This is a genomic window from Nodosilinea sp. LEGE 06152 (assembly GCF_015207525.1).
Classification (GTDB): Bacteria; Cyanobacteriota; Cyanobacteriia; order Phormidesmidales; family Phormidesmidaceae; genus Nodosilinea.
Map to the genome: position 1 here is coordinate 1 of NZ_JADEWR010000010.1, position 26,109 is coordinate 26,109.

Sequence of the window (26,109 nt, forward strand, 5' to 3'; positions counted from 1 at the left end):
GCAAAAGATTTGGGTCAAGTCKARRCSYGYYRGWSTSRWWGAYRYGGCKGNMRSYGMKWWSWAYWCWAYANCYTKSASYSTWWCCCTNCANGMCKYTCTTYCNAKCNACTTCACTCGTTGTCGAACTCAGGTCTAATAAGATTCAGGTGGCGGTTTGCAGGGCCTGGAGGTCAGATCCGCAGATGGCGGGCAGATGGCGGGTAATTTTCTCAATATCCCAGTGCCACCACTGAATGGTGAGTAGGGTTTCTATGGTGGCCTCGTCGAAGCGATAGCGAATGATTTGGGCAGGGTTGCCGCCGACCACGGCATAGGGAGGCACAGCTTTGGTAACCACAGATTGAGCAGCGATAATGGCTCCGTCGCCCACCTGTACGCCGGGCATGAGCGTAGCGCCGTAGCCAATCCAGACATCGTTGCCGATCGCGGTGTCGCCCTTGTGGGGCCATTCGCTGGGCATGACTGACTCCCAGCCCTGGCCAAACACAGGAAAGGGGTAGTTGGTAAACCAGTCGGTGCGGTGGTTGCCGCCGTTCATAATGAATTTGACATCGGAGGCAATGGAGCAAAACTTGCCGATAATCAGCTTGTCGCCGATGAAGTCAAAGTGGTAGAGCACATTGCGCTCAAAGTTCTCAGGATTCTCGAAATCGTCGTAGTAGGTGTAGTCGCCGACGACGATGTTGGGGTTGGTGATGAGGGTGTTGAGAAAGGCCGTGCGGGTGACACCGGGAATGGGGTAGCGGGTGGTAGGGCTGGGACCGTGGGACATGGGGAGGGCGAGGTAGGTGAGGGAGATTGGGAAAGGTGAGGGTTGGTCCCTGAGCGGAGTCGTTCGCGCTAGCGTCTCCCGTAGGGAGAAAGGGAGAGGATGGGGAAGGTGAGGCGATCAGCCGGTCCCTGAGCGGAGTCGAAGGGAGCGGAGTCGAAGGGAGCGGAATCGTTTGTCCTGTGGATAGGCTTCGCCAACGCGCTAGCGTCTCCCGTAGGGAGAAAGGGAGCTACTTTTCGCCTAAGAACAGGCCGCTTTCGGAGCAGACCCCGGCCAATGGTCTATCCCACACGTCTTTGGGCAGGCTGGGCAGGCGGGCGTACTCAAACACAATGCCCACCGTGGGAATGCTTTGCCAGGGCGACTGGCTGAGCAGGCGATCGTAGTAGCCGCCGCCGTAGCCGAGGCGGTAGCCGCGCACGTCGCAGGCGACGGCAGGAACGAGGATGAGATCGACTAAGGAAAGGTCGACCTGGGGTGACCTGGGATGGGGTTCGACAATGCCGTAGGAGCCCTTGCGCAGGGGCCAGCGATGGTTGGTCGACCAGTAGTGCCAGGTTAGCTGTTTTTTATCGGCGCAGCGGGGTAGCCCCCAGTGCTGGTGATGGGCCGTCAGGGGGCTGAGGTCGGGTTCCTGACGAAAGCTGGTATAGGCCAAGATCACTCGGGACTGGCGAAAGTAGCTCCAGTTAAGCAGGTGGGCGCAGATGCGATCGCTCTTTTGCTTCCACACCTGGGGGGGAATGCTCTGACGGGCGCTGATGAGGCGGCGGCGCAGATCGGATTTAGCCTGATGGTTGAGCTCTGAGGAAGAGGATTGAATCACGGGGGGAAGTAAACGGTCAATGGATAGCCAACAGCGACGCTCGGGCGTGTCATCAATTTTGGCCCAAAATCTTGAGAAATCAGCGTTGCCACGCCCGACCCCACAAATAGGCTAGGGGCTGCAACACGTTATCCTTGGGCAGTTAGTAGACATCTTGATGACAGCCCCTAGAAGTAAATCAGGAGATTCAAACCTGGAATGGTGCGCGAGAGCGTCCACAGGAGCAGTGCTGTGTAGAGCAGACCCAACCCCCATTGATACCACACCAGCGCGGTAACGAGGCCGGGTACATGCTCGTCTCGTAACCGAATGTCATTAAAGCCAAATTTAAGCCAGTTGTTAAGACTGAAGTCGAGATAGTTGAGCCAGTTCCAGCGGCGATCGAGCAGCAGGTAGGTGTAGCGATCGCGGAAAAACGGAAACTTTGGAATCACCGGCAGCCGCGCGATCAACAGCCTGAGCTGGCGCATGCTGCCGTCTTCGACAAAGTAGCTCTCATCCATCAGGTCGTGGTATCGACCTCGCTTGATTACCAGGCCAATCAGCACTGCTGGCACCGGCACCAGCAGCACAAACAAAAACCCCAGGGTGAGCAGCGGGTAGTCGGCGGCGCGCAGCAGGGCATTTAGCCCCAGTCCCAGCAGCAGGCTACAGCCCCCAACCAGCCATAGCCCCTCGACCAGCGGTGGCAGAATGGGCGGCGCACGGCGGCGGCGGTAGCGATCGACCAGCCAAAACATCAGCGCAAAGGTGGGAATCGCCACCAGCCCCAGGCCAAAGGTGAGGCCAAAGCTGGTGCCGTAGCGGCTCAGCACCACCAGCCCCCCCAGCCACAGCCAGCGCAGCCCCAGCGCCAGCCGCTGGGTAATTGGGTAGGCATCGCGGGCAAAAATGCGATCGCGCACTTTTAAATACGCCGCCAGGTCAACCCCCGCCACGCTCAGCACCCCCTCAGTGCCAATAAAGGTTTGAGTTTGCCGCTGCTCTACCACGGCCGCTGCCTGGGTCTCGGTAAAGCCAGCTCGCACCAGGGCTGGCACCGAGGCGGTGTTGATGTTGGTGCCCAACAGCCGCTGCTGCCAGGCCTTGAGGCGCAGGCGCTCGGCAGTATAGGCAATGTAGTTAGCGTCGCTAATTTGCTCCAGGCGGCGAAAATTGCGCTCCAGGTTGCGCAGCAGGGTTTCGTTGCCCGCTAGCTGCGGCACCGAAAACACCCGGCCAATTTTGCCAGGGGTGCCCAAAATCTGGGTCTGCTCCAGGCTAAACTCTAGCCCCGCAACATTCAGGTATGCCGAGGGCGGAAACAACGCGTCGCCAAAATCTACTTCGCTGCCCAGCATGGCGTTGCGCAGGTTGATCGGCTCACCAAAGCGGGCCTGGCGCAGCACCAGCGGCGCGTCAAAGCGGGCCTCGGTAAAAAACAGCGCCTTGGCAAAGTAGCTGCGCACAAAAAAGGCCGACCCCAGCCAAACCGTGCGGGCAAAGTCGGCTACTCCCTGCCACTGCACTCGGCTAAAGTTGAGGTCGCCCGCCAGCACCGCCCGGCTAAAGTTGACATCAGCTTTAAACTCGGCCCCCTGAAAGTTGGCCCCGGCCCGAAACTGGCTCTGATCAAAACGGGCGGCATCAAAAAACAGGCTGCCTTTGGCCTGAACCCGTTGGCGAAAGTCGGCCCCCGACAAATTTACGGGCTGATTAAAGCGCGCCCCCGGCAGCGATAGCCCCTGCTCAAACACGGCTCCGCTGGCCAGCACCCGACCTAAAAAGAAGGTGTCGCCCCCCAGCACCTGCCCCTCAACGCGAGTTTGCACCGCCACCAGCGGCGCTTTGAATAAGTAAATTTGCTGGCTGCTGCCCTGGCCCTGAATCAGCAGCGACTGCGACAGCCGACTGAGCTGCAGCAAACGCTGGCGATCGCGCTTGAGCTGCGCCTGGCCCGCCTCACTCAGCAACGGCGAGAGCGTTTCACCGTAGAGGGGTTCGCGCTGGCCCAGCCGCTGTAGGTCAAGATCGCCCTGCACAATGGCATAGCTGAGATCTAGGGCAGGAGCGGTGGCCGGCCTTTGCAGACTGTTGCTCAGCAGCCGATAGAAGCTGTCGGTCAGCGGGCTGTCGGGGCGCAGATCAATGGTGTAGTAGCGTAGGTCGATGGCGGCTCTGCCTTCCCGCTGCACCGGGGCGGCTAGCCGCTGGCGCAGCCCGTCGAGGGTGAGCGGAGGGTGACTGTCAGCGGCCAGGGCAGGGGTAGCGATCGCAATCCCCAGCGCAAACCCCGTTACCACAAACACTAGGCCGAACCAGGCTATCCACCGCCGCCAGCAGTCGGGCACCGCCGCTTACAGCGCCGCCTGCTGGCCAACATACATGGCCTGCAGCACCAGAGCGGGGTCAACCCAATTGTCTCGATATTTTAGGCCCCAGTGCAGGTGTGGTCCGGTGGTGCGGCCTGTCATGCCCACGCGACCAATGCGGGCTCCAGCGGGCAGGGTTTGACCTGCTCTGAGCTGAATGCCACCGTCGCGATCGACCATGACTTTGCCGTGACCACTGCCCTCCACATGGCCCTGCATGTGGCAGTAAATGTGGGTCCATTCGCCCGATTTGATGGCAATAGAGGTGCCACAGGCTCCGCTACCTTCGACCCAGAGCACTTCTCCGGCCCACCAGTTGCGAATGTAGCTGCCGTTGGGGGCGGCCAAATCTAACCCATAATGAAAACGAGAGCTACCGCTGTAGGGGTCACTGCGGTAGCCAAAGGGAGAGGTATAGGTTTGAAAATTCTCGACCGGGAAGGAGGCCCTTGTCCACAGCGCGGCGGTGAGGTCTTGGGCGCTGGCCGGGGGCATTGAGCGGGGCATCAATACCGCCACCGCTAGAGCCGTCGATACCCCTAGCCCTAGGAGGGCCTGAGGTCGGGGCAAGGTCTTGATCAGCTTGATTAAACGAGAGGCTACCGTCTTCACCCAGGCGGGCTTGAGGTGAGCAGCAAAGGATAGCCGGGGCAGAGTGCGGAGTCGACCGATCATGGTTCAAATGGCGATCGTAGGAGCAGCGAACATCGCCAATTAGCTTATCCCAGTTTTAGAAACTGGAGCGACTTTTTTAAAGGCTTTGCATTTAAACATCAACCGAGCATCAAGGCTCGCGAACTAGCAGAAAGCCAAAAATTTGGCCAAATTTTTGGCTTAGGTGGCTTCAGCACTTCTGTTCGCCCGGCTGCTGATAGTAAACCAGCATTCTCGCCGGTTTGGTAAAAGCACAAAACCACGGTGCAGGCCGCGCCCGATGCGGCCCGTGCAGGTGGTTCTATCTACAAAGTTGGGCTGTAGGGTTGGGCAGTGGCCCAGGGCGCGAGTCAGGCACCGTCGTCTGGGAACGTGAGCAACCGATTAGCGGCCAGCCTGGGTCGAAGCGGTGGCGGTGGCCAAAAGCTGGGGCAGCCCAATTTCGCTACACACTTCGTAAAAGGCAGTTACCGGCGGAGTCTCAAACAGGTGAGCAATTTTGCCCAAAGTCTGTTGGTAGACGGCGTCCTGGTGGCCGTCCATATTCTCAATGCTGTCCCAGAGAATGATGGCAATGCCGCGATCGCTGCCTGGTTCCTGCAGCAGGTACGCTCCCTTAAATCCTTCGGTGTAGGTCGATACCGCTTTTTCGTAGAGCTGGCGGGCTTCACTAAAACAGCCGGGCTTAAACTCGCCGATGGCCACGTAGGCGTACTTGTGGCGCAAGAAATCGTCAAAGTCACTCATAAACAGAATTAATCCTAGGTCTGGTCGTAAATGTCGTACGTTTAAGTGTCGATCAGATGGTGACAACCAGCACTTTTTCTTACCCAGGCTTTAGATTCTGTTACCGATCTTCTAAGAGCCGCTGGCCCAGCGCTTTGAGGGAGTGCCCCAGCGAGTGCCGCAGGCGCTGCCAGTTCCTGACCAACCGCTGGCCCCAGCCTTTATCCCTGGGCAGCGTGACGACAATGGCTCCCTGTTGGTAGGCCACCTGCACCTGGCGATCGATCACCCGCTCGGGCAGGGGCACCGTCTGCTGAAAGTAGTTGATGCCAAAGTTTTGTAGCAAAGAGGTACGGTAGCCCGACTGCCGCTGACCCGAAAAAATGAGCGATGTTTGAGTGGCCCGCACCTGCACCGCCTGTGGGTCTACCCCCGGCAAAAAGGCGGTTACCACCAGCGTGTCGGCGGTAGTTTCAATCTCAACGGAGGGTACCTGCACCCGGCCCGAGGGTGAAACCCCAAGCGGCATCAGGGCGGCGGCGATCGCATCCATCTGGGCCTGGGCCGCACCCAAACCCCAAATGGGCGACTGAAACGACGACTGCCGAGACGATGATTGCCAGGTCACCATAGCCTAACTCCTGCTTTCTATACTTATAATCATCGCGGTCAGCCCTCCATTTCACAGGTCGGGAAAGCCCCCTGCCCCAGTGGGGTATAACCNGYCWCYYRYMSMCACCCGCCTATGAAAAAAATCCTCCATATCGATATGGATGCGTTCTTTGCCTCCGTGGAGCAGCGAGACTTTCCGCAGTACCGGGGCAAGCCGCTGGTAGTGGGCGGTCGGCCCGAGCAGCGGGGGGCGGTGGCGGCTGCCAGCTACGAGGCCCGTCAGTATGGCATTCACTCGGCAATGCCTGCCCGCATTGCCCAGCAGCGCTGCCGCGATCTGATCTTTGCTTTACCCCGCTTTGACGTTTATAAAGACGTCTCGCGGCAAATTCGCGCCATTTTTCATCGCTATACCGATCTAGTCGAGCCGCTGTCGCTCGATGAGGCCTACCTGGATGTGACGGTCAACGCGCTGGCAGAACCCTCGGCCCTGGCGATCGCCCGCCGCATCAAGGCCGACATTCTCGCCACCACCCAGCTCACCGCCTCCGCTGGCGTGTCGGTCAACAAGTTTTTAGCCAAAATGGCCAGCGGCCAAAACAAGCCCGACGGCCTGACCCTAATTTTGCCGGAGCAGGCCGCCGCCTTTGTCGCCGCTCTGCCGATCGAAAAATTTCACGGTATTGGTCAGGTTACCGCCCGCAAAATGCACGCCCTGGGCATTGCCACCGGAGCCGACCTGAGCCAGTGGGCCGAGGCCGACCTGGTGCGGCACTTCGGCAAAGCCGGGCGCTTCTACTACCGCGTGGCCCAGGGCGAAGACGATCGCCCCGTAAACCCCAACCGCATTCGCAAATCGATCGGAGCCGAGCGATCGTTTTCCCCCGACCTAACCACCATGGCCGCCATGATCGAGGCCCTAGAGCTGGTGGCCAACGACGTGATCCGTCGGCTGCGGGAGCAGCGCCGCCGGGGTCACACCCTCACCCTCAAGGTCAAGTACGCCAACTACCGGCAGATCACCCGCAGCCGCACCTTTGTTGAGGCCATTGGTCCCGAATCGCCTCTGTTGCCCTGGGCCAAGGATATGCTGATGGCGCACTGCGATTATCGCCAGCCCGTGCGCCTGCTGGGCCTCACCCTCTCAAATTTAGAACCCGTTGGGGAACCCGGCTATGTTCAGCTTTCGCTAAAGGTCTAGACACTAGCCCATCGTTGTCAACCTACCCATGCTTTAAAAGAGCCAGCACCGCCTCGTAAATACAGGTCCCAGTACCGACTACGTAGACAAAACAAGTGAGAAAAAAACCAACCGCGCGACCGGGCGATGGCCCATAGGTTTTGATTACCCCCCAGGCATGGGCAATGCGAGCAATGGTCAGTGTAATGCCTAAAAGCCACACCACCCAGCTCGAAACCTGCATCAACTCCAGGGCCAGAATGAATAGCAGGGCAAGAGGAACAAATTCGATAAAATTGCCGTAGGCCCGTACTTTACGCTGCAACAAGCCATCATCGCTGGTCTTAGCAATCACCAATTTTTGCGCGTAGTCTTCGACAAAAGTGGCCCATTTTCCAGGTTTTTCTAGGTAGTCTGGCTGATTCGAGATATCTGCCTGAGTCTCCCCATGCCAAAGCCGAGTACGGGTTCGCTCCATGACTACCAGGGAAGAAAGGGCCAGGGCAATTAGGCCGTGTAAGCCAATAAATAGCGTTGAGATAGGAATCAGGTTGGCCATACATGCTACCTAGAAAGCCGTTGCCAAAATTAAATCACAAAACCAAAAGCCAGCTAATACGGTATGAGCGATGGATCACCCTGCGTGACTTTTGGATAGTTAACTCAAACCTATTTTGCGCTCAATTTAGTAAATGCATTGACTAAAGCTTCCGAGGCCTTGGCAAAGCAAGGCCTCGGAAGCTTATTGAGCGGGCTTTGGCAACAGAATGCTGCTTTCTGCTAGTTCATAGAAGCTGCCATTTCTTGCTGAAGCCTTTTCTTAGCTGTTTTGAAGTCGGTCGACATCTGCTCTTTCTGGGCATCACTACAGTTTTTGTCGATGGCCGCAAACATGGTAGATTCTTCCTGGCGAATGTGGTCGCCTACCAACTCCATGACCTGCTTGACTTTAGACTTGAACCTGTCGGTTTCAGTGGAAGGAATCGCTTTTATTTCGTCTAGCAAGCTTTTCATCTGGGCTTGCTCATCATATAGTTCCTGGGTGTCTTCGTCGCCGTAGTATGAGCGAATATTGGGGTAAACGACGGCTTCCTCAGCCTCAGCGTGGGCGAGCAAGTCTTTGTAGAGCTGCCCGAAATACTCCTGAAGTTTTTGAGGATCGTCTGTGGCTCCAATTTCGGTAAAGATGGTGTTCGCTTTGTTGTGGTCTAACCGAATTAGAGTTTGGATATTCATATCCTGTTTGTCGGTATTTTGGGTGACCACACTGCCCGCTACACCCGAGAGGGCCGCAACGGCGTCCTGTACCCGGCTCCATAGCCCCTGATCGGCGTCCTGGCCAGTCATCTCGCGCACACCGACCTGCTCAAGCATCCCCTTCAATTGTTCCTGGTGGGCACGACCCTCAAAGTTGACCGTGTTCAGCGGCGTAATAGCTACTTCAATATCTGCTCCCACCTTCTGAGCAGCTTTATGAATCACAATCCCACTCATGGATTGACCGTGCTTAAGCAGTTCATGGTGAACGAGCTTCTGGTAAAAGGAAAACTCATCGTCTTCCATCATCTGCTCGAACTGCGAAACAAAGGTATTCGTGGCAGTACTGGGTTCAGCTTGGATACCGTACTGAACGGTGACGGTTTCAATAATGCCAAGATTTTTCTGGTCATCGTCTAGAAAGCTCTGAAGGCGATCGCGAATATCTTGGTAAGGGCAATCTCTAATGAGCTTTTGCTCATTGGAAATAATAAGCTCCTGAAATGCTTTCAAATCCGCTAGTCTTTCGCCGATCAAAAGCCGCTTGGTATCTTCTAACGTTGCGACCATGGTTGACTCCTTCTTTGGGTTAGGTTGATTTTGCTTAAATTATTGCCGGAAGAATCTAGTTGAACACAGGCACCTCATAACGGAGCGCAGGTGTTTTAGATACTTTTCTTCATCGATTTTTTACAATCTAGAGAGCATGGACATTCATCGTCTATCTAACTTTGGGTAGAAGTTAAAATAACTCTTTGCATAGCGAGTTTGCCGAGGCACAACGTATCTTGCTGAAGCAAACTCGCAAACCCCTAACTTCCTCAAATACTGCGCTGCTCCGGTAGCTAAAGATATAAGCTGATAGCCGAAAGGCTGAAGGCTGAGTTGTTGCCCGCAAGTGCCGTAAGTGCCCCAGTAAAGCCGAGGTTTATTATGCAAAAGGAAAAGTAGTTATTTAGATGAGAAAACCTTAATTCCTTTGGTAGAGGTTTCTTAAAGGAACAGGTTCTGATCTATCCCCCATCGCTGCCCAGGGAGGGGAGCTAGGTCTGTATTAAGTGGGCAGTGCCAGACCTATTCTGGCACTCCCTGGCGCTGGCTTCGTATTTTCGGTCAATGCGGGAGGAGTACAACGAGGAGGACTCTGTGGGTTTGCTTTCTACCGAGGTAGATGCGGACCGATGCGCACAGCAATTCAAAGCGTTAGCCTGCTGAAGTATGGCTGCCTGTGACAGGAGCTTACATTATCGCCCAGGGTAATTGGCTAACCGCTGCGATCGCTACCTCCGCTCTTCCCTAGTTAGCCCTAAATCCATTAAGAAAGCTGATTAGTTCGCAAGATTTTCGGTTGATCTGCCCAATTCCTTCAAGATCCTTACTGCATCAATGGTAGAAGCTACGAGCAACGTCAGTGAATGGTCGTTTGAACATTACTTGGGCAGCAGCAGACTGAGTCGATAGCAGAGCCTATAACCATTGACAGGAGCAAGTTCTAGAAAAACTAACCCTTAAGATGATGCATCGCCTGGTCTTAATCGATACGCTTTAAACAGAAATAAAAAGAAGTTATCTTTCAGGAGAATTTGCTTTATGACGAGTACAAGCAGTAACCAATATCCATCTGGAAAGCCCGATGAGAAAATCGTAATCCAGACTACCGACCTCTCTTCTCCCCAGTCTGAGCAGACCGAGAAGTCTGAAAAAAGTCAAAGCGGCGGGCATACCGTAGCTAAAGCAGTTGGCGCAACTGGAGGCAGTGTTGCAGGTGCGGCAGTTGGTAGAATGGTCGCCGGTAAAATGGGTGCAGCCATTGGTGCTGTAGGTGGCGCGATCGCAGGTGCAGCCATTGGTGATCAAGCCGCTACAAGCATGGACCAGCAGCTAGAAAATGCGGCGGGTTCAATTAAGGATGCCGCTGAAAACGTTACCCATCAGGTTGAAGATACCCTTGATAGCGTTAAAGCGAAGATTGACGAAACCGATGTTAAAGGGTTGGCTGAGTCTGCAAAGCAGAAGATCAACGAAGCGGATGTCCGCGGTGTCAGTCAATCTATTCAAGGCAAAATCGACGAGGCAGATGTTCGCGGCGTAAGCCAGTCTGTGCAAGGCAAAATCGACGAGGCAGACGTTCGTGGCGTAAGTCAGTCTGTGCAAGGTAAAATTAACGAGGCAGACGTTCGCGGCGTAAGCCAGTCTGTGCAGGGCAAAATCAACGAGGCAGATGTCCGTGGAGTCACAAACTCTGCCAAAAGAACAATTGATGATGTAAGGCCTACGGTTAAGAACACCATCAATCAAACATCTCAAAAAGCTAGAGATGCTGCCAACAGCGCAACTTCAGCGGCCAAGAAGTCCCTAGAGGAACCCTCCTCCAACAAAAACACGAAGCCAGCGGGTTGGAAAGATCCTTTGATTGAGCAGAAGCTCCACGAGAACCAAGGGAAACTTTAGTTCTTCTAGCGCTTAGTGACTTATAAAGTTGGGGAGTTCCTGAAGAGGTGCTCCCCAATTTTTATATTTGTTCATTGCTTGCCAAGAAAGTAATTTTTTGATGGATTGCCTATATCTCGAGGAAATCGGCGATGCCGATCGAACGCCGGAAGTCTACTTCAAATACCCCGTAATTGAATTTGGTGTTCCCGAAGGAGTATCGTCTCTATCAAACACTCTTGAGCAGCTCAAGCAGTTTGCTGCTTCGCTTCAGGCAGGCCTGCGCCCGCAGCAAGTAACTTTAGCATTAGTTGCAGGAGCGATCGCTAATATTAGTGCAGTAATGTACGCTAGGCTCCTAAGTTCGCTACTAAGAATGGTTATCATCCACCAGGATGCTCCGCTGGTGTTAATAGCTTTGATAGCTCAAGCAATCCCTTTTCAGATGGCAACAACTTGGCGACGGCAACGCACATGTCCCCTCACGCTACAGGTTGGTAAGGGTTTTGCAACTCCAGGTCATGCATTTATTTAGGTAACGTATTTGGAGAAGCGAGCAATCAAACCGGGGCAAATCTTATTTCAGCAAGGCAATCTGATCGATTGCATCTATTTCGTTTAGCAAGGATTCGTTCAGCAAGGACAGGTTACCGCCTGGCTAACACTACTCGATGGGAACTGCAAGCGTATACGGAATCAAAGATCAGTAAATGAGGGGTTTTTGGTCTTGCCCGCAGCCGTATTCCTAATGCCTTTGGCGACGCCACGCTAACAGTCACCCGGGTGTGCTCTAGACCACCCAACGCTTTTTCAGCCGAACAACCCCTTTGCTTTGCTGCAGTCGTACCACGACCTCGACAACTTAATTGGGCCATCCGAACTGTTGCTGCCTGTAACAGGAGGTTACGTTTTTTACGGTCTAGGGCGATCGCAGCGGTCAGGCGATCGCCCTAGACCCGCATGGTGCAACGGTTGCGTCTTTGTATACCAATGTAAAAAGCCTGCCGAAATAACGATGCCGAAAGAATAGTTCACATCGGCAGCTAGTAAAGTTCGCTAGGCTGAAATCATTGATAAATCAGGAACTCAGCTAGACAGCAGAGTTCTAAACGGCGGTTCACCATTCATAATTCACAAGGCCTACATCAATGAATACGCTATCTCACCGTACTGCCGCGAGGCCCACCCGCTGGGTTGGGGCCGTTTTGTTTGCGCTCATGTTCTGGTTCAGCAGCAGCCTGCTGATGGACTTCGTCATTATGCCCGGCCTGTTTGTGGGCGGCATGATGAGCCAGCCCGACTTCGGCCCGGCTGGCTACGCCATGTTTTGGGTGTTTAATCGCCTGGAACTGCTGTGCGTGGGCGTCATTCTTACCGGGTTGCTGGTTGCCCGTCAGGCTCGTCACGAGCAGGATGTCATTGCTAGCGGCTTCCGCAGTCGGTGGGCAACCGAAATAGCCGTGGTGCTGCTGGGCATTACGCTGGTGCTGACCTACGCGATCGCCCCAGCTATGGGCGCGCTGGGCGCATCTCTAGACCCATTTGCTACCGCCACCGCCATACCGCCTGCTATGGATCACATGCACGGCCTGTACTTTGGCCTGGAAGCGATTAAACTGCTGGGCTGTGGTGCTCTGCTGAGCCTGTTTTATAGCGATTTTAGTCGGGCTAAAGACGCCTAATTAAGCCCTGGTTTTAATCATTAAAAACGATCGCGCCTCCGAACTAACTGGGGGCGCGATCGTTTTTAGCGTAGGTTAGAGCGAACTGAGCGTTCCAGGCTGGGGTCGTTGGCCACATTGAGGCGGGTTATTTTCTCCAGGCTGTAGTCCAGCATGGTGGCAAAGCTGTGGTTGGCCCTATATAGAACCCTCTGGGTAATGAATCGGTGTGCGATGGATTGAACTGTGCTTAAAAACCGTATCCAGCTCAGGACAGGCACCTGCGGTATCAACCTCTGATTTGTCGTCAAGGTTTGAACGCCAGCGTTTAGGTATAGAGTTGGCAGACTCATAGCTTGAATCTCTAGATGAATAACGCATGGCAGTACTTTTCTAAAGTGATAATACTATTGGACAAACGCTTGCTTAACCGTAGGGAAGCAGGCGCAATGGTGAGAAAGCGGCTTAGGGAGCAGGTTTAGGACGAATGGGACGGCGATCGCGCCTTTACTCAGCAAACGGTGCTGATAGAATTGGCCCTTACCTCAATAAACTATCCCACACATCTATCTTAAGGAGTAAATGTGACATTTTAGTGAGCACTGGATCAAGGTTGAGACCCAACTAGGTTTTGGCAGCGGCAGCCAGCGGGCGATCGTCTGAATTAACCCCCCAAAACGTTCTAGGGGGATCCAGTCTATAATTTGAGGTTTATTCTGTGGGTTAATGGCTGACGCGATCGCACTGCGGCGAGTCACTATGTCTCAGCTACCTCAGCGTTAGCACCTACCTGAGTAAGATAAGTAGATCTACTCAAAGTTGGCTTGGGCAGGGGAAGCCCTATCTCTGGCGTGAATGACCTTCACTATTAAGAGAGAGGGAACTTCACGTTTTAATTGGTTAGCTAAAGAATGATTTCGCACGAACGATTATGACATTTAGCTGGCTACGTAGTCGCCGGTTTTGGCTGCTAATTTTGGTCGGGGTTTTAATCAGCTTGGTCGGCAGCCAGCTACCGCTAGCTGAGTGGTTTACTGTGGTTAATGAGAAGCTCGCCACGCTGGGAATATGGGCAGTCCCCGCCTTTATTCTGGTATATTTTGTTGCCACTATTTTGGGATTGCCTAACATTCTTTTAATCCTGGTGGCCGGGTCTTTGTTTGGGCTATTGAAGGGTACGGTTGTAGCGTCAATTGCCGACATATTGGGTGCAGTGGGCTGCTTTTTGATTGGGCGCACCTTGGCCCGCGATCGCATCAGTCGCTGGGTGCAAAAACGGCCGCAGTTTGCTCGCATTGATCAAGCGGTTGAGCGCAAGGGCTGGAAAGTGCTGTTGCTGACCCGCCTCTCGCCGCTGCTGCCGTCGAGCATTTTGAACTATGGCTTTAGCTGTACCAACGTCAACTTCTGGCAATACGTTTTCTTCTCGTGGGTGGGCATGTTGCCCGTGATTACGCTCTACACCTATATGGGGTCGTTTGGCTCCTACCTGCTCACCAGCGAAATTACGGCACAAAAAGTAGCGCTTCAGGGGGTGGGCCTGGTGTTCGCGCTGGGGGCGGCTCTCTACATCACCCGTTTTGTTCGCCGAGCGCTAATTCCTCCGTGCTCGGCAGAAACGCCCAGCAAAGATCCTGAAACCTCTGGACGACGCTAAGCCCCAACTTTGCCGCAGTCGTTAGCTTTGTTGAGTCAATGACGCGCCTGATAGCCTTCCAGAACCGAGCTTTTTAACTAGTAGTCTGCCAATCCAAAGGTGACAGGTCAGTGGGGCCACGGTGTAAGGTGTACGGTTCACGGCAGTCCTTGAACCGTACACCTTGTACCCTGCACCCTTAGACCGTTAGAGCCTGTCACAATTAGGTTGGTCAAGTACTAGCAGCTAGCAACCTAGACTGCCGGGTCTAGTACTAATCGTTCATATCGCTGGCACGGTAGCCAATGACGACAACGGCCATAGCCGTTTCTCTGAAACGACGGCTATAGTTGGTCATTCCCAATGTTGTTGAGCCGCGTTGGCTACCCATCGGATAACAACCGCCAGGGCTCTAGCCCGCCGCTTATTCGGCTCTGACCACATCCGGCAGGGGGCGCTTCAGCCGGTACAGCCACAGCAGCCCAACCACGCTAAAGGTAATGCCCGTCAGGCTTACGACTTGAGCGATTTTCAGCGGCCCCAGCATTAGGCTGTCGAGGCGCAGGCTCTCAATCCAAAAGCGGCCCAGGCTGTAGGTGGCGAAGTAAATTAAAAAGATAGTGCCAGTCCTCAGCCGTCCAGGGTGGCGCAGGCCCCAAAAAAACAGCCAGAGCACCAGGCCCAGCACCCCCAGGTTCCACAGCGACTCGTAGAGAAAGGTGGGATGGTAATAGGCGACATCGCCAAGCCCCGGCGGACGCTGGGCCGGAGGAATGTAGACTCGCCAGGGCAGCGATGTGGGGCTACCAAAGGCTTCGGAGTTGAAAAAATTGCCCCAGCGCCCGATCGCCTGCCCCAGCACTAGGGCCGGAGCCACGACGTCTGCCAGCTGCCAAAAGGGGATTTTGTAGCGGCGGGCAAACAGCAGCGCGGCGATCGCACCCCCCAAAATGGCCCCGTGAATGGCAATGCCCCCCTGCCAAATCGCCAGAGCTGAGAGAGGGCGATCGGCATAGCGCGGCCACTCAAACAGCACGTAGTAGAGCCGCGCACCGGGCAGCGCCCCCAGCACCAGCCAAATGGACAGGTCACCAATGCGCTCTGGGTCTAGACCGCGCCGCTGGCCCAGCCGTTGGGCCAGGGTAATGCCCAACAGCAGCCCGGATGTGATCAGCAGCCCGTACCACCGAATGGTAATGGGGCCAAGCTGAAAGGCGATTGGTCCAGGGGAAGCCAACTGCCCAAGGAGGCCAAACTCAGCTCCGGCGGCAATTACATGCATCATCAACGAAATGTAGGAACGGCACAGACCCGATCGCCAGCGGTTGGCACAGGGTCGTTAGGTTCAGTGTATGGCGCTGAGCTACCCTTCTGGCCATGCAGTTTGGCTACTTTGGCGTTATTGCGCCTGCTGAGCGGCCCTAACCCTGGGGCGCAACGGCTGGGCAAGGCGCGATCGCCGCCCGGTTGCAGCAGTGGGCCTCAGCCAACACCGCCTGATGCAGCTCCCTCGCCGAGGCGATCGCCCCTCAAAACACTGTCGGGGTAGGCCAACCTAGCCCAAAAAAAGACAGAGCGAATGCACGCCGTCAGCTAGCCTGCTGATCTAGCGCCAGGTCGTGGCACAGCCTGCGAACCGAGTTGGCAACGGCGGGCGAAGCGGGCTGCAGCACCCGCTGGTAGCTGCGATAGGCGGCCCGAAACTTGCCTAATGCGTGCAGGGCCACCCCTCGAAATAGCCAGGCCTGGGTGTGGCTGGGCGATCGCCAGAGGGCCTGGTTACAGCAGGTCAGCGCCAGCCTGGGCTGGTTGAGCAGAATCAGCAGCACCGCCTTTTGTACCCACAGACGAGCATTGGCCAACCCAGCCAGGGCCTGGGCCTGCTCAATACTTTGCAGGGCATCTTCGTAACGACCCAAACAGCTCAGGGCATCGGCACGGCTGCACCAGCTTTCGGCCTGATGGGGGTCAAGGGCCAGGGCCTGCTCAAACTGCGCTAGGGCCTCCTGGTAGCAGCCCTGCTCTAGATAAAGCTTGCCCATCTCGCCGTGGCGCAGACGTTCAAAGTCGTCAGCAGGCCGACCTGAAGCCAGCGACGTGGGGCGAGGGCCAGTGGGTAAAATTTGACGATTGCGCACACAGGTTTCCATGGGTTTATCCTTCTTGTGTGAGAAAGCGATTGATTTGGTAGCTAACGGTAATTAGCCCGTATGGCAATTTTGTGTCAGCGCCATACCAGAGATATTGCGGCGATGTTGCAGCCCTTAACTTACTCAACGCCTAGAACCTATCCAGTCGCCTCAGTGGTAGGAACAGGGCGTATCTAAAGACTGGGGGACTACTGACCAACGTTAGCGATCCCTGTAATGTCGAATCCTCTTTGGTTACACCGATTTTTGGGGGCACTGCACTCCATGCCCCTACAAGATCTCTGTTTTAATCTGTGGTTTCTCAAGGCGAATTTCGTATAAGTCCTCGCCAAAAGCGATCCCCTCAAAGTTCTCTTCAGAAGGTGACTTTGAAGCGGATTAAAACCCACCTTTGAGGGGATGCAGAAGGCTTGGCCAACCGTTGCATGTGCCCGTAAGAACACCTCGTCGTCACACTATCGCCATATCAATGACATAGCTCGCCCCTAAGCTGAGGCTCAACTGAGGCTCAATACTTAGGCCACTTGTTGGCCGCTTACTGTGAGGAGGTGAAATATGCAACTGGGCCTATCCTACAAGCGCTATCAGCTCGACATTCCCCCGGCGGTGTGGTCAGAGTTTTTTGACCAGCTCACCGACGAAAATCGGGGCCGGTTGATTACGCTAAAGCTGCTGGATAACCAGTTGGGGGATTTTGAAGTGCTGCGCCACACCCCTCTCTACGCCATCACCTACGCTTTTACAGGCGATCGCCCGGACTGTGGCAGCGACTTAATTGTCACCGTGGGCCGTCCCCAGGGCCTGGGCGAAGCCACCTACGCCCACCGGGTCGTGTGCCCCCAGGCCGTTAGCATCGTCACCGATGAGGATGGCACCGTGCTGTCCTGCACAATCACCAACCGAGACCAGGCCCAAAGCAAGATCAGCTTTCAATCCTAGGGGCTGTCACTAACTACCCGCTGTGCTGCGGGAACCGACGGTTGCAGCTCTTACCCTGTGTTTTGGGGTCGGGCGTAGCAACGCCGATGGAATAGGGCTTTTGGTCAGAATTGATGACACACCTGAGGCGGCTCAAGCAAGGATTTTTATGTGTAGAAGAGTTTTTATAACGTAGTTTTGTACAGCCACTAAGCGTGAATAGTCAATGTGAGTGGGCAGCTTGGCTGACGGTGAGATGCCGAAACGGCTATCCCACGGCTGAATCTTGGTTACGGCCCCTCTGCTTGATTAAGGGGCTGCAGCTCAGGTCTGCGGAGTAAATAGGGCAATGTGCATTAAAAGCTACAAAACGTTCCTCTACGGGCAGCCTTTTAAAGCGCTGGCACAAAACCCGGCGCTACCATAGGATTCATCAACCTAAGATCCAGATAAAATCAGGCAGGCGATCGCCTTCTACCCTGGTCTTTTGACCGTTGTATCATCCCCTACCCATTTGCCGTCCGCCCATGCACAATGCCAATAGCCGCCCCTCTGATCCTCAGACCCCTCCGGCTGCCAACGTTAAGGGAGTTTTGCGCGAGACCGCCGAGACCCTGGGTTTAAGCGTGCTGCTGGCCTTTGGCCTGCGGACCTTTGTGGCCGAGGCTCGCTATATTCCTTCCGAGTCGATGCTGCCTACCCTGGAGGTCAACGATCGCCTTATTATCGACAAGGTTAGCTACGACTTTGGCAATCCTCAGCGGGGCGACATTGTGGTGTTTCGGCCCCCCGATGCCCTTGGCCAGAAAGACGCCTTTATCAAACGGCTGGTGGCGCTACCGGGAGATGTGGTCGAGGTCAAAGACGGTCAGCTCTACATCAATGGCGAGTCGAAGCCAGAGCCCTACATCGCCGCCAAACCTGACTACCAGTACGGGCCGGTGACCGTTCCTCCCGATGCTTACCTGGTGCTGGGCGACAACCGAAACAAGAGCTTTGACTCCCACTACTGGGGCTTTTTGCCCAAAGATCACTTGATTGGCCGGGCTGTCTTTCGGTTTTGGCCGCCCGATCGCCTGGGTGACTTAAACTAGAGACGATCGCCCCTGGCCTGGTTGAGCAGGGTTAAATCACCTCTGTTCGGCAGCCCTTGGGTATCAACTTGGTCAGAACGGGGGCATGCCCTTGTCACCAGCCCCAGAGCACAGCACTTAAGGAGACTGAACCCGATGGCTAAATTGGTTGCGATCGGTGACAGCATCACCCAGGGCTTTCAAAGCGGGGCTATTTTTCGCACCGATTTGGCTTACCCAACGCTAATCGCTAGGGCTATGGGCTTGAGAGTGCCCAGCGAATTTCCGATTCCGTCGTTTGCGGGCAGCGGTCTACCCGTCAATATTGAAGATCTGCTGCGATCGATGGAGCAATCCCTGGGCCAGGAGATCAGCACTTGGGAATGGGTTGTGCGGCTGCCCACCCTGCTCAACCAGTACGTCGATCGGGTCGAAGACCTCTACGAACGCGGAGCTGGATCTCGACCGGCTTCCTACGGCGGTTGCTATCACAACCTGGCGGTGTGGGGCTTCAAGGTCATCGACAGCATGACGGTCTCCTCCGCCTACTGCGACCAAGCGATTAATCGAGCTGAAGGATGGCTCGAAGACGACTTCTTTGGCCTGCCTGCGGCCCCCATGTACCGCACGGCCAAGCAGGTGCTAAACCCCAATTTTCAGGCCCAAAAGGCTAGCTGGACGCAGGTGCACAACCTCAAAGCCATTGTGCAAAGCGACGGGCAACTCGATGCGCTTATTCTCTGGCTAGGCTCTAACGACTGCTTGGGTACGGTGGTTGACCTGAACATCAAAGACATGACCGCTGCCGATGTGCAGCAGCTTGAGCAAAAGGGGCAAATTAACGACCCACAGGCCCGCCGCGACTGGAACCTCACCAACCTGAATCTGTTTCAGCGCGACTTTACCGCCCTGGTCGAGACCGTGGCCAAGATCATTTTGCCCAGCACTAAAGTGTTTGTGGGCACCGTACCCCACGTCACCATTCCGCCCATTACCCAGGGGCTAGGAGACTTTGACGGCAAATACTTTGAGTACTACGGCTCGTTTTTTGCCAGCCCCTACAACATTGGTGATCCGCCCCAGCGTCGCCACCTCACCAAGGCTGAGGTGATCGCTATTGATCAGCGCGTCGATGGTTTCAATGAGGTAATTCGCGACGTCGTGGGTCGTCAGAGCCAGGCGTGGACCATCGTTGAGACCGGAGCCATGCTAGACGCCCTGGCCGTCAAGCGCAACAACAGCACCGATGCTCCGGGCATGCCTTTGATTGAGTACTGTCGCCGCAAAGGTCGCCCTGACCATCCGCTGCTCAACCTTGAGCCAGTGCCCAGTATTCTGCGGTTTAGCACTCAAAACGCAACCCGGCTCCAGGGCGGCTTGTTTAGTCTCGACTGCATTCACCCCACCACCATTGGCTACGGGCTGATTGCCGAGGAGTTTTTGACGGCCATGCAGACCGCAGGCGTTGCCGGGGCCGACCCGCTTCGGCTCGACTGGCCCGACATCATTATCCACGACACGCTGCTTCAGGCTCCGCCGGCCCTGTGGGATGACATTCTCACCGCCGCCGAACACAATGCGGCTCTTTGGGATACGCTGCTCAGCTTTATGACCTAGTGCAGCGTGAATCCCGAAAATTAGGGTTCGCCTAGGTTGGGTGCAACGAAGTGTTCGCGCAGCGTCTCCAAAGGAGAAAACTCAGCAGCAGCAAGCCTTTGTTGGGTTCCGCTGGCGCTTCACCCAGCCTACAAATTATAGCAATGGCCATCGCGCTTAGGACGTTGGCCTCTTCCAGTGGCAAAAACTGGGACAGCGTCATGGCATATAGCCACCGCTTTAGGGGATACAAGTCATGTCCTAACCGTTTTGGCGATGGCTATAAAGCTTGGCAAAGCAACAGGTCGGCGCTAGCCCTACTGAATTGGTTTTAGCCCATCTGCAAGAGCTTATTCCAGTGATGTTTGTAGCTGCGGTAGCTAAGTCTGCTGCGGCACTGGGTCGCTGGGGCGATCGCCAGCGCTACCACCCTTAGTCGTACAGACGGCAGCGGCTAAAGTCGATTTGCTGGCCAATGGAGCACTGCACCAGACTGCGCCCCGCCGCTAGAGCGGCCTGGCTGGTCGTGTAGGCCTCACCGTCGGTGAGGGCTGACAGTTCGGGCGTAATCACCCAGCAAAAGAACCCGGCTGAGTGGCGCTGGGTCACCGCTACAATCCATTCGGGAAAGGCAATTAGGGTATTTAGCGTATCGCTTGCCATTGGCTTTACTCCCCCCAGCGGAGGCTCTAGATCAGAGGCTCTAGGTGGAGACTCTACGTTAGTTATAACCAGCCCAGGTAAGCTACAGCCAGACCAGCGGGCCGCCCGCCGTTTGGATAACTACCTATTGCTATTAAGTGCAAGTGTACTATAATGGTTCTTCAAAGACAACTGTCTCAGGGTTCAGGGGTCTGGTAACACCGTACCGAGGCGATTATGGCGGCGAAAAAAGGCAAAGAACAGACCGAGAAAGATAAGGCGCTGACCATGGTGCTGGGTCAGATCGAGCGCAACTTTGGCAAGGGCTCGATTATGCGTCTGGGCGATGCTGCCCGCATGAAGGTTGAGACTATTCCCACCGGAGCGCTAACCCTCGATTTGGCCCTGGGGGGCGGTCTGCCCAGGGGGCGCGTGATCGAAATCTACGGCCCTGAAAGCTCGGGCAAAACCACCGTAGCTCTACATGTGGTGGCCGAAGTGCAAAAGGCGGGCGGGGTGGCCGCCTTTGTCGACGCTGAGCACGCCCTTGACCCAATTTACGCCGCCGCCCTGGGTGTCAACGTCGAAGAGCTGCTGGTCTCGCAGCCCGACACGGGTGAGATGGGGCTGGAGGTGGTCGATCAGCTGGTGCGATCGTCTGCCATTGATGTGGTGGTGGTAGACTCGGTGGCCGCGCTAGTGCCTCGCGCTGAGATTGAGGGCGAAATGGGCGATGCCCACGTCGGTCTTCAGGCCCGCCTAATGAGCCAGGCGCTGCGGAAAATTACCGGTAGCATCGGCAAGTCGCAGTGCACGGTCGTCTTTCTAAACCAGCTGCGGCAAAAGATTGGTATTTCCTACGGCAACCCGGAGGTGACTACCGGCGGCAACGCGCTCAAGTTCTACGCCTCGGTGCGCCTGGACATTCGCCGTATTCAAACGCTAAAGAAGGGCACCGAAGAGTACGGCATTCGCGCCAAGGTGAAGGTAGCGAAAAATAAAGTTGCTCCCCCCTTTCGGATTGGCGAGTTTGACATTCTCTTTGGTCAAGGCATCTCCACCATGGGCTGCTTGATTGACCTAGCCGAACAGCATGGTGTGGTTGTTCGCAAAGGGGCCTGGTATAGCTACGAGGGCAACAACGTTGGCCAGGGCCGCGAGAATACGATCCAGCGCCTGCAAGAGGATGCCGAGTTTGCCCAGAAGGTCGAAGCTCAGGTCAGAGAGAAGCTAGAAATTGGTGCTGCCGTCACAGGGATTGAAGATATTGAAGTTGAAGTGGAGGACGAGGCCTACCTGAGTGAGGATGAGTAAGGGCTTGTCCTGGGGTTAGCGCCCTGTACTGCGGCAAGAACAGGCAGGCTCCATTAGAAATTTAGCTGTGCTACCAACCCCCATCCATAGCGATGGGGGTTTTCTTTGAGTCTTAATTGAGCAGGGTGCGGCAGCGGTTGAGGCCAATGCTTAGCAGCAGGCAAATCCTGCCAGGGTCGACACCTGAGCTTTGGCAGGAGTAGTCTGAGTCAATCGGTGCGACCCGGAGGCGATCGCGCCTACGCCCCCCATCTGGCGCTCGATCGCCTGGTAGACGTGCTGATCGGCCAGCCCCACTGGCCCTACAGTGCCTCCTCAACCCGTTTTAAGGCCACAATAACCGCTGTTAGCCACAGAAGGCCAATCACCACCCCAGCTACGACATCGCTGGGCCAGTGGGCTCCGAGTTCCAGGCGCGAGCTGATAATTAGACCAATCCAGCCGGTGACGGCCAGGGTAATCAAGACCCTTTCGACCCAGCTGCGCGAGGCGCGACCCCACAGGTAGCCCAGCAGACCGTAGACCGTAATTACCACCACCGCGTGCCCCGATGGAAACGAGTGCAGCCCCGAAGCTGCTACCCCATTGGCAATTAGATCGGGGCGATCGCGGTTCCAATAGCCCCAGCCAATCCATACCAGGGCAAACTGCAGCCCGTAGGCCGCTAGCATGGTAGCGGCCAGCAGAGGCCGCGATCGCGCCACCATAATGCCCACAAACACCGTCACCACAGGCAACATGCCGAGCAAATTGCCCGGCGACTCCCAGGTAATGGCCCTCGAGAAGTTCAGCGGCAGGCGATCGGCCAGCACGGTCAGCATACGGACATCCCAGGCCTGCAGCCCCTGGTCGGTGTAGGCCTTAACCCCCACGGTCAGGGCCAGGGTCATCAACGCGCACAGCCCCAGCCCAATCGCCAATGTGCCCGCCCACCGTCGCCAAATCTTTTGAGGCACCTGGCGACTATCTTGCCAAAACTGGTACCAACCCCGTTTGAGAGTCTGAGCTGTCGTCCAACGCGCCATACCGAACTCAATCTCCGATAGCCATAGGTGATTTTAGCGGACATCCGGTGATGCTCGCGCCTGCACTGCTGTCCTGGCTCAAATATCTCAAATATAAAGAACTCACCGACGATGCCGTCGAATAGGCTTCGAACACGGCGAAGATGCGAATTGTTCTGAGAGTTCCTCCAGCTCGTAACTCACAAACGCGACTGGCCTGCCAAACCTGTGCAGCTAGGGTAACTCTGCATACGGCTTTGTCTCAATTCATGCTTAAAAGTAGATCGACTGGCAAACCCTACTGCTGGAGCTAAGCTGGGGCAATACTGGCCAAAATGGCTCCCAGGATAGAAGTCGCGGCAGATAGTTTTCTTTAACCTAAAAGAGGTATAGCAGGTGTAGAAATTCATCTCGCTGCTGTCAGCGACTCGAACTGATGTCCTGAGGCCATCTGTTCCACAGCATTTGTCCTCTAGGTTTGAATTTATGGCTTTGAGTCGTGTGCCTGTGTAAATAAAAGTAGGAGCTTACTATGTGGAGTATCTTTTTGTCTGGTTTAGCCACAGCCTTAAGTCTGCTGGTCGTCGATTTGGTGGTACCTGGTATAACCATTAACACAATTACGGCTGCCGCGATCGCCGCTGGTGCTGTAGGTATCGTCAACGCGTTTGTTAAACCCTTTCTGCAGACGCTAACCTTACCCATTAACACCGTCAGTTTCGGAGCTTTTTCTCTGTTCGTGAACGGCCTCTGTCTCTGGTTGGCATCTTTGTTTGTACCGGGCTTCTACGTCACGGGCATCATCGGATTTTTGGTGGGGCCGATTGTGTTGTCTGCGGTCAACACATTTTTGGGTAACTACCTCGATAAGAAAGCCCCTGCTTTCATGAAGGATGGCTCTGAGCTAAATGCTGCCCGCAACCCTTCTCAGCTGCCCAACAGCAGTGCCACCCCAATGACGATCAAGGAAAGCGAACTCAGCACTGACGGTAGTTCTCAGGTGTAGTCTTCTGGCTATGCCCTATTTGAATGATGTCTTGAGTCAATGCTCCAGAAAGTATCGAGGTTGAGGTAGTTAAATCAGTCATTTTTTTGAAATGGCTAGCGTTATTTTCTGGAGCATCAATCTTGTCACTTGGGGCGGGCAACCAGACCGCTGCCCTATGGGTTAAAGTAGGTTGGCTTGAGGTACGAAACCCAACGCCCGCATAGATTACGCTGTCGCCAACCCATCCTAAATTTAAGTTGGCACCGCCACTTACAAAAAATTTTAGCTTTTCCTCTGCTTAGAAAAGCGTGGCGTGAAAGCCTACGCTCAGTCAATTACAAGAACAGCTAATCACCGATAACTGAACTGTCGAAGAACAGTGAAGACTCAAAAGCCCTGACCAATGGCCAGGGCTTAGTTTTGTTTGATGACAACTGTGTCAAGCACAAAGCATTGATCAAGTGCTGCGTTAGGGTGTGTTGTAGCAGCGGTTCAATGTGCCTCTATGGTTTTTCGATGCGCCATCGCTATGTTGACGCACCGAAAATCTAATAAAACCGGGTTTATTCTGTGACCGGGCCTCACCAAGATCGCTCACTAGAGCTACCTGTGCGCTCTTTCTATCGCTTAACGATAACCCACACAGCGTGAATGATGCCGGGAATATAACCCAAAAGAGTTAACAGGATGTTAAGCCAAAACTGAGCCCCAATTCCTTCCTGCAGGAAAACCCCTAGGGGCGGCAGCAAAATCGCAACCAAAATTCTAAAAAAGTCCATAAAGCCTCCTTTTACATAGCTTCTCTCATCACTAAATTAAAGAGGATAATTGACCCGTTTCCATCCTTCTTTGGGCGGTAATTTAATCTGTAAAAAGGCATAACCTAGAACTGTATGATTCTTGAGAAGGATGACTATCTTAAGAAAGCAGACAACAATATTAGTCAGATGATTTAGATTCGGTTAATTAACCCTGAGGGTGATGTCCAGTTTGCTTCCTATTTCCTCAGCTTGCTCGTTCAGGCCCTTGGATTCAAGCTCTACTGAGCTAGCTTCGACGGAAACGGTTTGGGAGGGGCGATCGCTGCCCACCCTGATCAGCCGAGAGGCAGGGCGAATCGAGAGCCGAATGAATCGGAAGTAGATAGGTGAAGTTTGGCGTTGGTTCCTAATCCGTTCTCACTGCGTTTACACGATAGGGGAACTTCCATTGAAATTTAGCCAGTGGTTGAGTTTAGTCATTCTAGGGGTTTGCCTCTACATTTTTTGGCAAATTCGCACCGTATTGCTGCTGGCTTTAGCTGCTGTTACCTTCGTCGTTGTGCTCAACCGCGCGGTCAGGCTGCTGCAAAAGCGTATTGCCGATCGCAGGGTGGCAGTTTTAATTTTGGTTGTCTCTGTTCTGCTGGTTTTGGGCGGGTTTGGGGCGATTATTGTACCGCCCTTTTTTAGTCAGCTTCAGGCAATCATTGACCTCACCAGTCAAGTGGTCAATCGAGCACAAACCTGGGTTCTCAACCTAGGAGACACTATACCGGGCTTTGCCATAGACGATTTGCAAAGTCTTGAAGCCATCCTAGATCGGCTTCAGACCCTGAACCTGGAAATGATATTTGGGCGATTTTTTACCTGGTTTTCGAATACCCTCACGATCGCGCTTAATCTGCTTTTGGTGACGGTACTGATCATCATGATATTGATGAATCCAAAAGCCTATCGAGGTATTTTTCTCAAGCTCTTTCCGTCGTCTCGTCGGCAGCAGGTAAGCCATGTGCTAGACAACTGTGAAGAGGCAATCTCAGGCTGGTTTATCGGTATTCTCTTCAATATGACGATCATTGCCACGATGAGCATGATCGGCCTTTGGGTTTTGGGTATTCCTCTCGCGTTCGCCAATGGACTGCTGGCCGGGCTGTTGGCCTTTATTCCTAACCTTGGCCCTTTTTTGAGCGTGCTTCCCCCCGCCGCGATCGCGCTGCTGGAGGCCCCCTGGAAAGCGATCGCGGTGGTCATTTTATACGTTGTGATTCAGCAAATCGAAAGCAACATTTTGACTCCGCTGGTGATGAAAAAGCAGGTTTCGCTGCTGCCAGCGGTAACGCTGCTGTCTCAGGTGGTGTTTGCCGTGTTGTTTGGCTTTTTGGGCCTGCTGCTGGCCCTGCCGCTAACGCTGATTATTCAACAGTGGGTAAACGAGTTTGTGGTCAAAGGCTTTTTAGACCAGCATTAGACCAGCGGTAGGGCACCCGCATCCTCATCGTGCGAACTGCCCAAGTGGTGCTCCTGCGTCCCGTATTCATAGAGACGCAGGAGCGCTGGC

General features: G+C 54.8%; 27 protein-coding genes. 13 read left to right on the forward strand and 14 right to left on the reverse strand.

The genetic code is table 11. From position 1 onward, the window contains the following. Positions 1-142 precede the first annotated feature (142 nt). The 6 genes from IQ265_RS14505 to IQ265_RS14530 all read right to left on the reverse strand — a co-directional run bounded on the left by IQ265_RS14505 (position 143) and on the right by IQ265_RS14530 (position 5,960). The gene (locus IQ265_RS14505) at positions 143-772 is read right to left on the reverse strand and encodes a CatB-related O-acetyltransferase (protein ID WP_194054820.1); all 630 of its coding nucleotides are present in this window, start codon (positions 770-772) and stop codon (positions 143-145) included. A gap of 229 nt (positions 773-1,001) precedes the next feature. Continuing rightward, the gene (locus tag IQ265_RS14510; RefSeq protein ID WP_194054822.1) at positions 1,002-1,598 is read right to left on the reverse strand and encodes a 5-formyltetrahydrofolate cyclo-ligase; all 597 of its coding nucleotides are present in this window, start codon (positions 1,596-1,598) and stop codon (positions 1,002-1,004) included. 167 nt (positions 1,599-1,765) lie between these two features. Next, positions 1,766-3,928, reverse strand: coding sequence for a pentapeptide repeat-containing protein (locus IQ265_RS14515; RefSeq protein WP_194054823.1), 2,163 nt, complete (start codon positions 3,926-3,928; stop codon positions 1,766-1,768). 6 nt (positions 3,929-3,934) lie between these two features. Beyond that, positions 3,935-4,456: a M23 family metallopeptidase gene (locus IQ265_RS14520; RefSeq protein ID WP_228037950.1), complete on the reverse strand. Its 522-nt coding sequence runs from the start codon at positions 4,454-4,456 to the stop codon at positions 3,935-3,937. Positions 4,457-4,987: 531 nt separating this feature from the next. Then, positions 4,988-5,350, reverse strand: a complete 363-nt coding sequence (locus tag IQ265_RS14525; RefSeq protein WP_194054827.1) for an antibiotic biosynthesis monooxygenase — start codon at positions 5,348-5,350, stop codon at positions 4,988-4,990. Positions 5,351-5,450: 100 nt separating this feature from the next. Next, positions 5,451-5,960 (reverse strand): Hsp20 family protein, encoded by a 510-nt coding sequence (locus tag IQ265_RS14530; RefSeq protein ID WP_194054829.1) that lies wholly within the window; start codon positions 5,958-5,960, stop codon positions 5,451-5,453. Between the two features lie 114 nt (positions 5,961-6,074). Between IQ265_RS14530 and dinB the strand changes: the two genes are divergently transcribed. Beyond that, a complete protein-coding gene (gene dinB, locus IQ265_RS14535; protein ID WP_194054839.1) occupies positions 6,075-7,142 on the forward strand; it encodes a DNA polymerase IV in 1,068 nt (355 codons plus the stop codon). 22 nt (positions 7,143-7,164) lie between these two features. Here dinB and IQ265_RS14540 read toward each other — a convergent pair whose 3' ends face one another. Further along, positions 7,165-7,680 carry an MAPEG family protein gene (locus IQ265_RS14540; RefSeq protein ID WP_194054841.1) on the reverse strand — a complete coding sequence of 172 codons (516 nt, stop codon included), beginning with the start codon at positions 7,678-7,680 and terminating at the stop codon, positions 7,165-7,167. 221 nt (positions 7,681-7,901) lie between these two features. Further along, positions 7,902-8,948: a hemerythrin domain-containing protein gene (locus IQ265_RS14545; RefSeq protein WP_194054843.1), complete on the reverse strand. Its 1,047-nt coding sequence runs from the start codon at positions 8,946-8,948 to the stop codon at positions 7,902-7,904. Positions 8,949-9,968: 1,020 nt separating this feature from the next. Here IQ265_RS14545 and IQ265_RS14550 point away from each other — a divergent pair. From IQ265_RS14550 to IQ265_RS14565, 4 genes are all read left to right on the forward strand, one after another. Beyond that, the gene (locus tag IQ265_RS14550) at positions 9,969-10,829 is read left to right on the forward strand and encodes a glycine zipper domain-containing protein (RefSeq protein ID WP_194054845.1); all 861 of its coding nucleotides are present in this window, start codon (positions 9,969-9,971) and stop codon (positions 10,827-10,829) included. Positions 10,830-10,929: 100 nt separating this feature from the next. After that, the gene (locus IQ265_RS14555) at positions 10,930-11,343 is read left to right on the forward strand and encodes a hypothetical protein (RefSeq protein ID WP_194054846.1); all 414 of its coding nucleotides are present in this window, start codon (positions 10,930-10,932) and stop codon (positions 11,341-11,343) included. Between the two features lie 613 nt (positions 11,344-11,956). After that, the gene (locus IQ265_RS14560; RefSeq protein WP_194054848.1) at positions 11,957-12,490 is read left to right on the forward strand and encodes a hypothetical protein; all 534 of its coding nucleotides are present in this window, start codon (positions 11,957-11,959) and stop codon (positions 12,488-12,490) included. 910 nt (positions 12,491-13,400) lie between these two features. After that, positions 13,401-14,126: a TVP38/TMEM64 family protein gene (locus IQ265_RS14565; RefSeq protein WP_194054850.1), complete on the forward strand. Its 726-nt coding sequence runs from the start codon at positions 13,401-13,403 to the stop codon at positions 14,124-14,126. Between the two features lie 403 nt (positions 14,127-14,529). On the opposite strand, the gene lgt is transcribed toward IQ265_RS14565, so the two are convergent. Beyond that, a complete protein-coding gene (gene lgt, locus IQ265_RS14570; RefSeq protein WP_228037910.1) occupies positions 14,530-15,390 on the reverse strand; it encodes a prolipoprotein diacylglyceryl transferase in 861 nt (286 codons plus the stop codon). Between the two features lie 108 nt (positions 15,391-15,498). On the opposite strand from lgt, the gene IQ265_RS14575 reads away from it, so the two are divergent. Continuing rightward, complete coding sequence (locus IQ265_RS14575; protein WP_194054852.1) at positions 15,499-15,654, forward strand: hypothetical protein; 156 nt, start codon at positions 15,499-15,501, stop codon at positions 15,652-15,654. Between the two features lie 40 nt (positions 15,655-15,694). On the opposite strand, the gene IQ265_RS14580 is transcribed toward IQ265_RS14575, so the two are convergent. After that, positions 15,695-16,255: a tetratricopeptide repeat protein gene (locus IQ265_RS14580; RefSeq protein WP_194054854.1), complete on the reverse strand. Its 561-nt coding sequence runs from the start codon at positions 16,253-16,255 to the stop codon at positions 15,695-15,697. Between the two features lie 555 nt (positions 16,256-16,810). On the opposite strand from IQ265_RS14580, the gene IQ265_RS14585 reads away from it, so the two are divergent. The 4 genes from IQ265_RS14585 to IQ265_RS14600 all read left to right on the forward strand — a co-directional run bounded on the left by IQ265_RS14585 (position 16,811) and on the right by IQ265_RS14600 (position 20,278). Beyond that, positions 16,811-17,194 (forward strand): DUF5335 family protein, encoded by a 384-nt coding sequence (locus IQ265_RS14585; RefSeq protein ID WP_194054856.1) that lies wholly within the window; start codon positions 16,811-16,813, stop codon positions 17,192-17,194. A 506-nt stretch (positions 17,195-17,700) separates the two neighbouring features. After that, positions 17,701-18,267 (forward strand): signal peptidase I, encoded by a 567-nt coding sequence (gene lepB, locus IQ265_RS14590; protein ID WP_194054858.1) that lies wholly within the window; start codon positions 17,701-17,703, stop codon positions 18,265-18,267. Positions 18,268-18,402: 135 nt separating this feature from the next. Then, complete coding sequence (locus IQ265_RS14595) at positions 18,403-19,863, forward strand: lipase (protein WP_194054859.1); 1,461 nt, start codon at positions 18,403-18,405, stop codon at positions 19,861-19,863. Positions 19,864-20,131: 268 nt separating this feature from the next. Next, on the forward strand, positions 20,132-20,278 hold the full coding sequence (locus IQ265_RS14600; RefSeq protein WP_194054860.1) for a hypothetical protein: 147 nt from the start codon (positions 20,132-20,134) through the stop codon (positions 20,276-20,278). Here IQ265_RS14600 and IQ265_RS14605 read toward each other — a convergent pair. Continuing rightward, positions 20,275-20,505 carry a hypothetical protein gene (locus tag IQ265_RS14605; protein WP_194054861.1) on the reverse strand — a complete coding sequence of 77 codons (231 nt, stop codon included), beginning with the start codon at positions 20,503-20,505 and terminating at the stop codon, positions 20,275-20,277. The genes IQ265_RS14600 and IQ265_RS14605 overlap by 4 nt on opposite strands. A gap of 216 nt (positions 20,506-20,721) precedes the next feature. Between IQ265_RS14605 and recA the strand changes: the two genes are divergently transcribed. Then, on the forward strand, positions 20,722-21,798 hold the full coding sequence (recA, locus tag IQ265_RS14610; RefSeq protein ID WP_194054862.1) for a recombinase RecA: 1,077 nt from the start codon (positions 20,722-20,724) through the stop codon (positions 21,796-21,798). A 150-nt stretch (positions 21,799-21,948) separates the two neighbouring features. On the opposite strand, the gene IQ265_RS14615 is transcribed toward recA, so the two are convergent. Both IQ265_RS14615 and IQ265_RS14620 read right to left on the reverse strand, forming a co-directional pair. After that, positions 21,949-22,095, reverse strand: coding sequence for a hypothetical protein (locus IQ265_RS14615; protein WP_194054863.1), 147 nt, complete (start codon positions 22,093-22,095; stop codon positions 21,949-21,951). A gap of 5 nt (positions 22,096-22,100) precedes the next feature. Next, positions 22,101-22,823: a phosphatase PAP2 family protein gene (locus IQ265_RS14620; RefSeq protein ID WP_228037912.1), complete on the reverse strand. Its 723-nt coding sequence runs from the start codon at positions 22,821-22,823 to the stop codon at positions 22,101-22,103. Positions 22,824-23,334: 511 nt separating this feature from the next. Here IQ265_RS14620 and IQ265_RS14625 point away from each other — a divergent pair. Continuing rightward, on the forward strand, positions 23,335-23,808 hold the full coding sequence (locus tag IQ265_RS14625) for a phage holin family protein (protein ID WP_194054864.1): 474 nt from the start codon (positions 23,335-23,337) through the stop codon (positions 23,806-23,808). Between the two features lie 602 nt (positions 23,809-24,410). Here IQ265_RS14625 and IQ265_RS14630 read toward each other — a convergent pair. Beyond that, entirely contained in the window at positions 24,411-24,569 is a 159-nt protein-coding gene (locus tag IQ265_RS14630) for a YqaE/Pmp3 family membrane protein (protein ID WP_194054865.1), read from the reverse strand. A gap of 430 nt (positions 24,570-24,999) precedes the next feature. Here IQ265_RS14630 and IQ265_RS14635 point away from each other — a divergent pair, with 430 nt between their 5' ends. Next, entirely contained in the window at positions 25,000-26,019 is a 1,020-nt protein-coding gene (locus IQ265_RS14635; protein ID WP_194054866.1) for an AI-2E family transporter, read from the forward strand. Positions 26,020-26,109 lie beyond the last annotated feature (90 nt).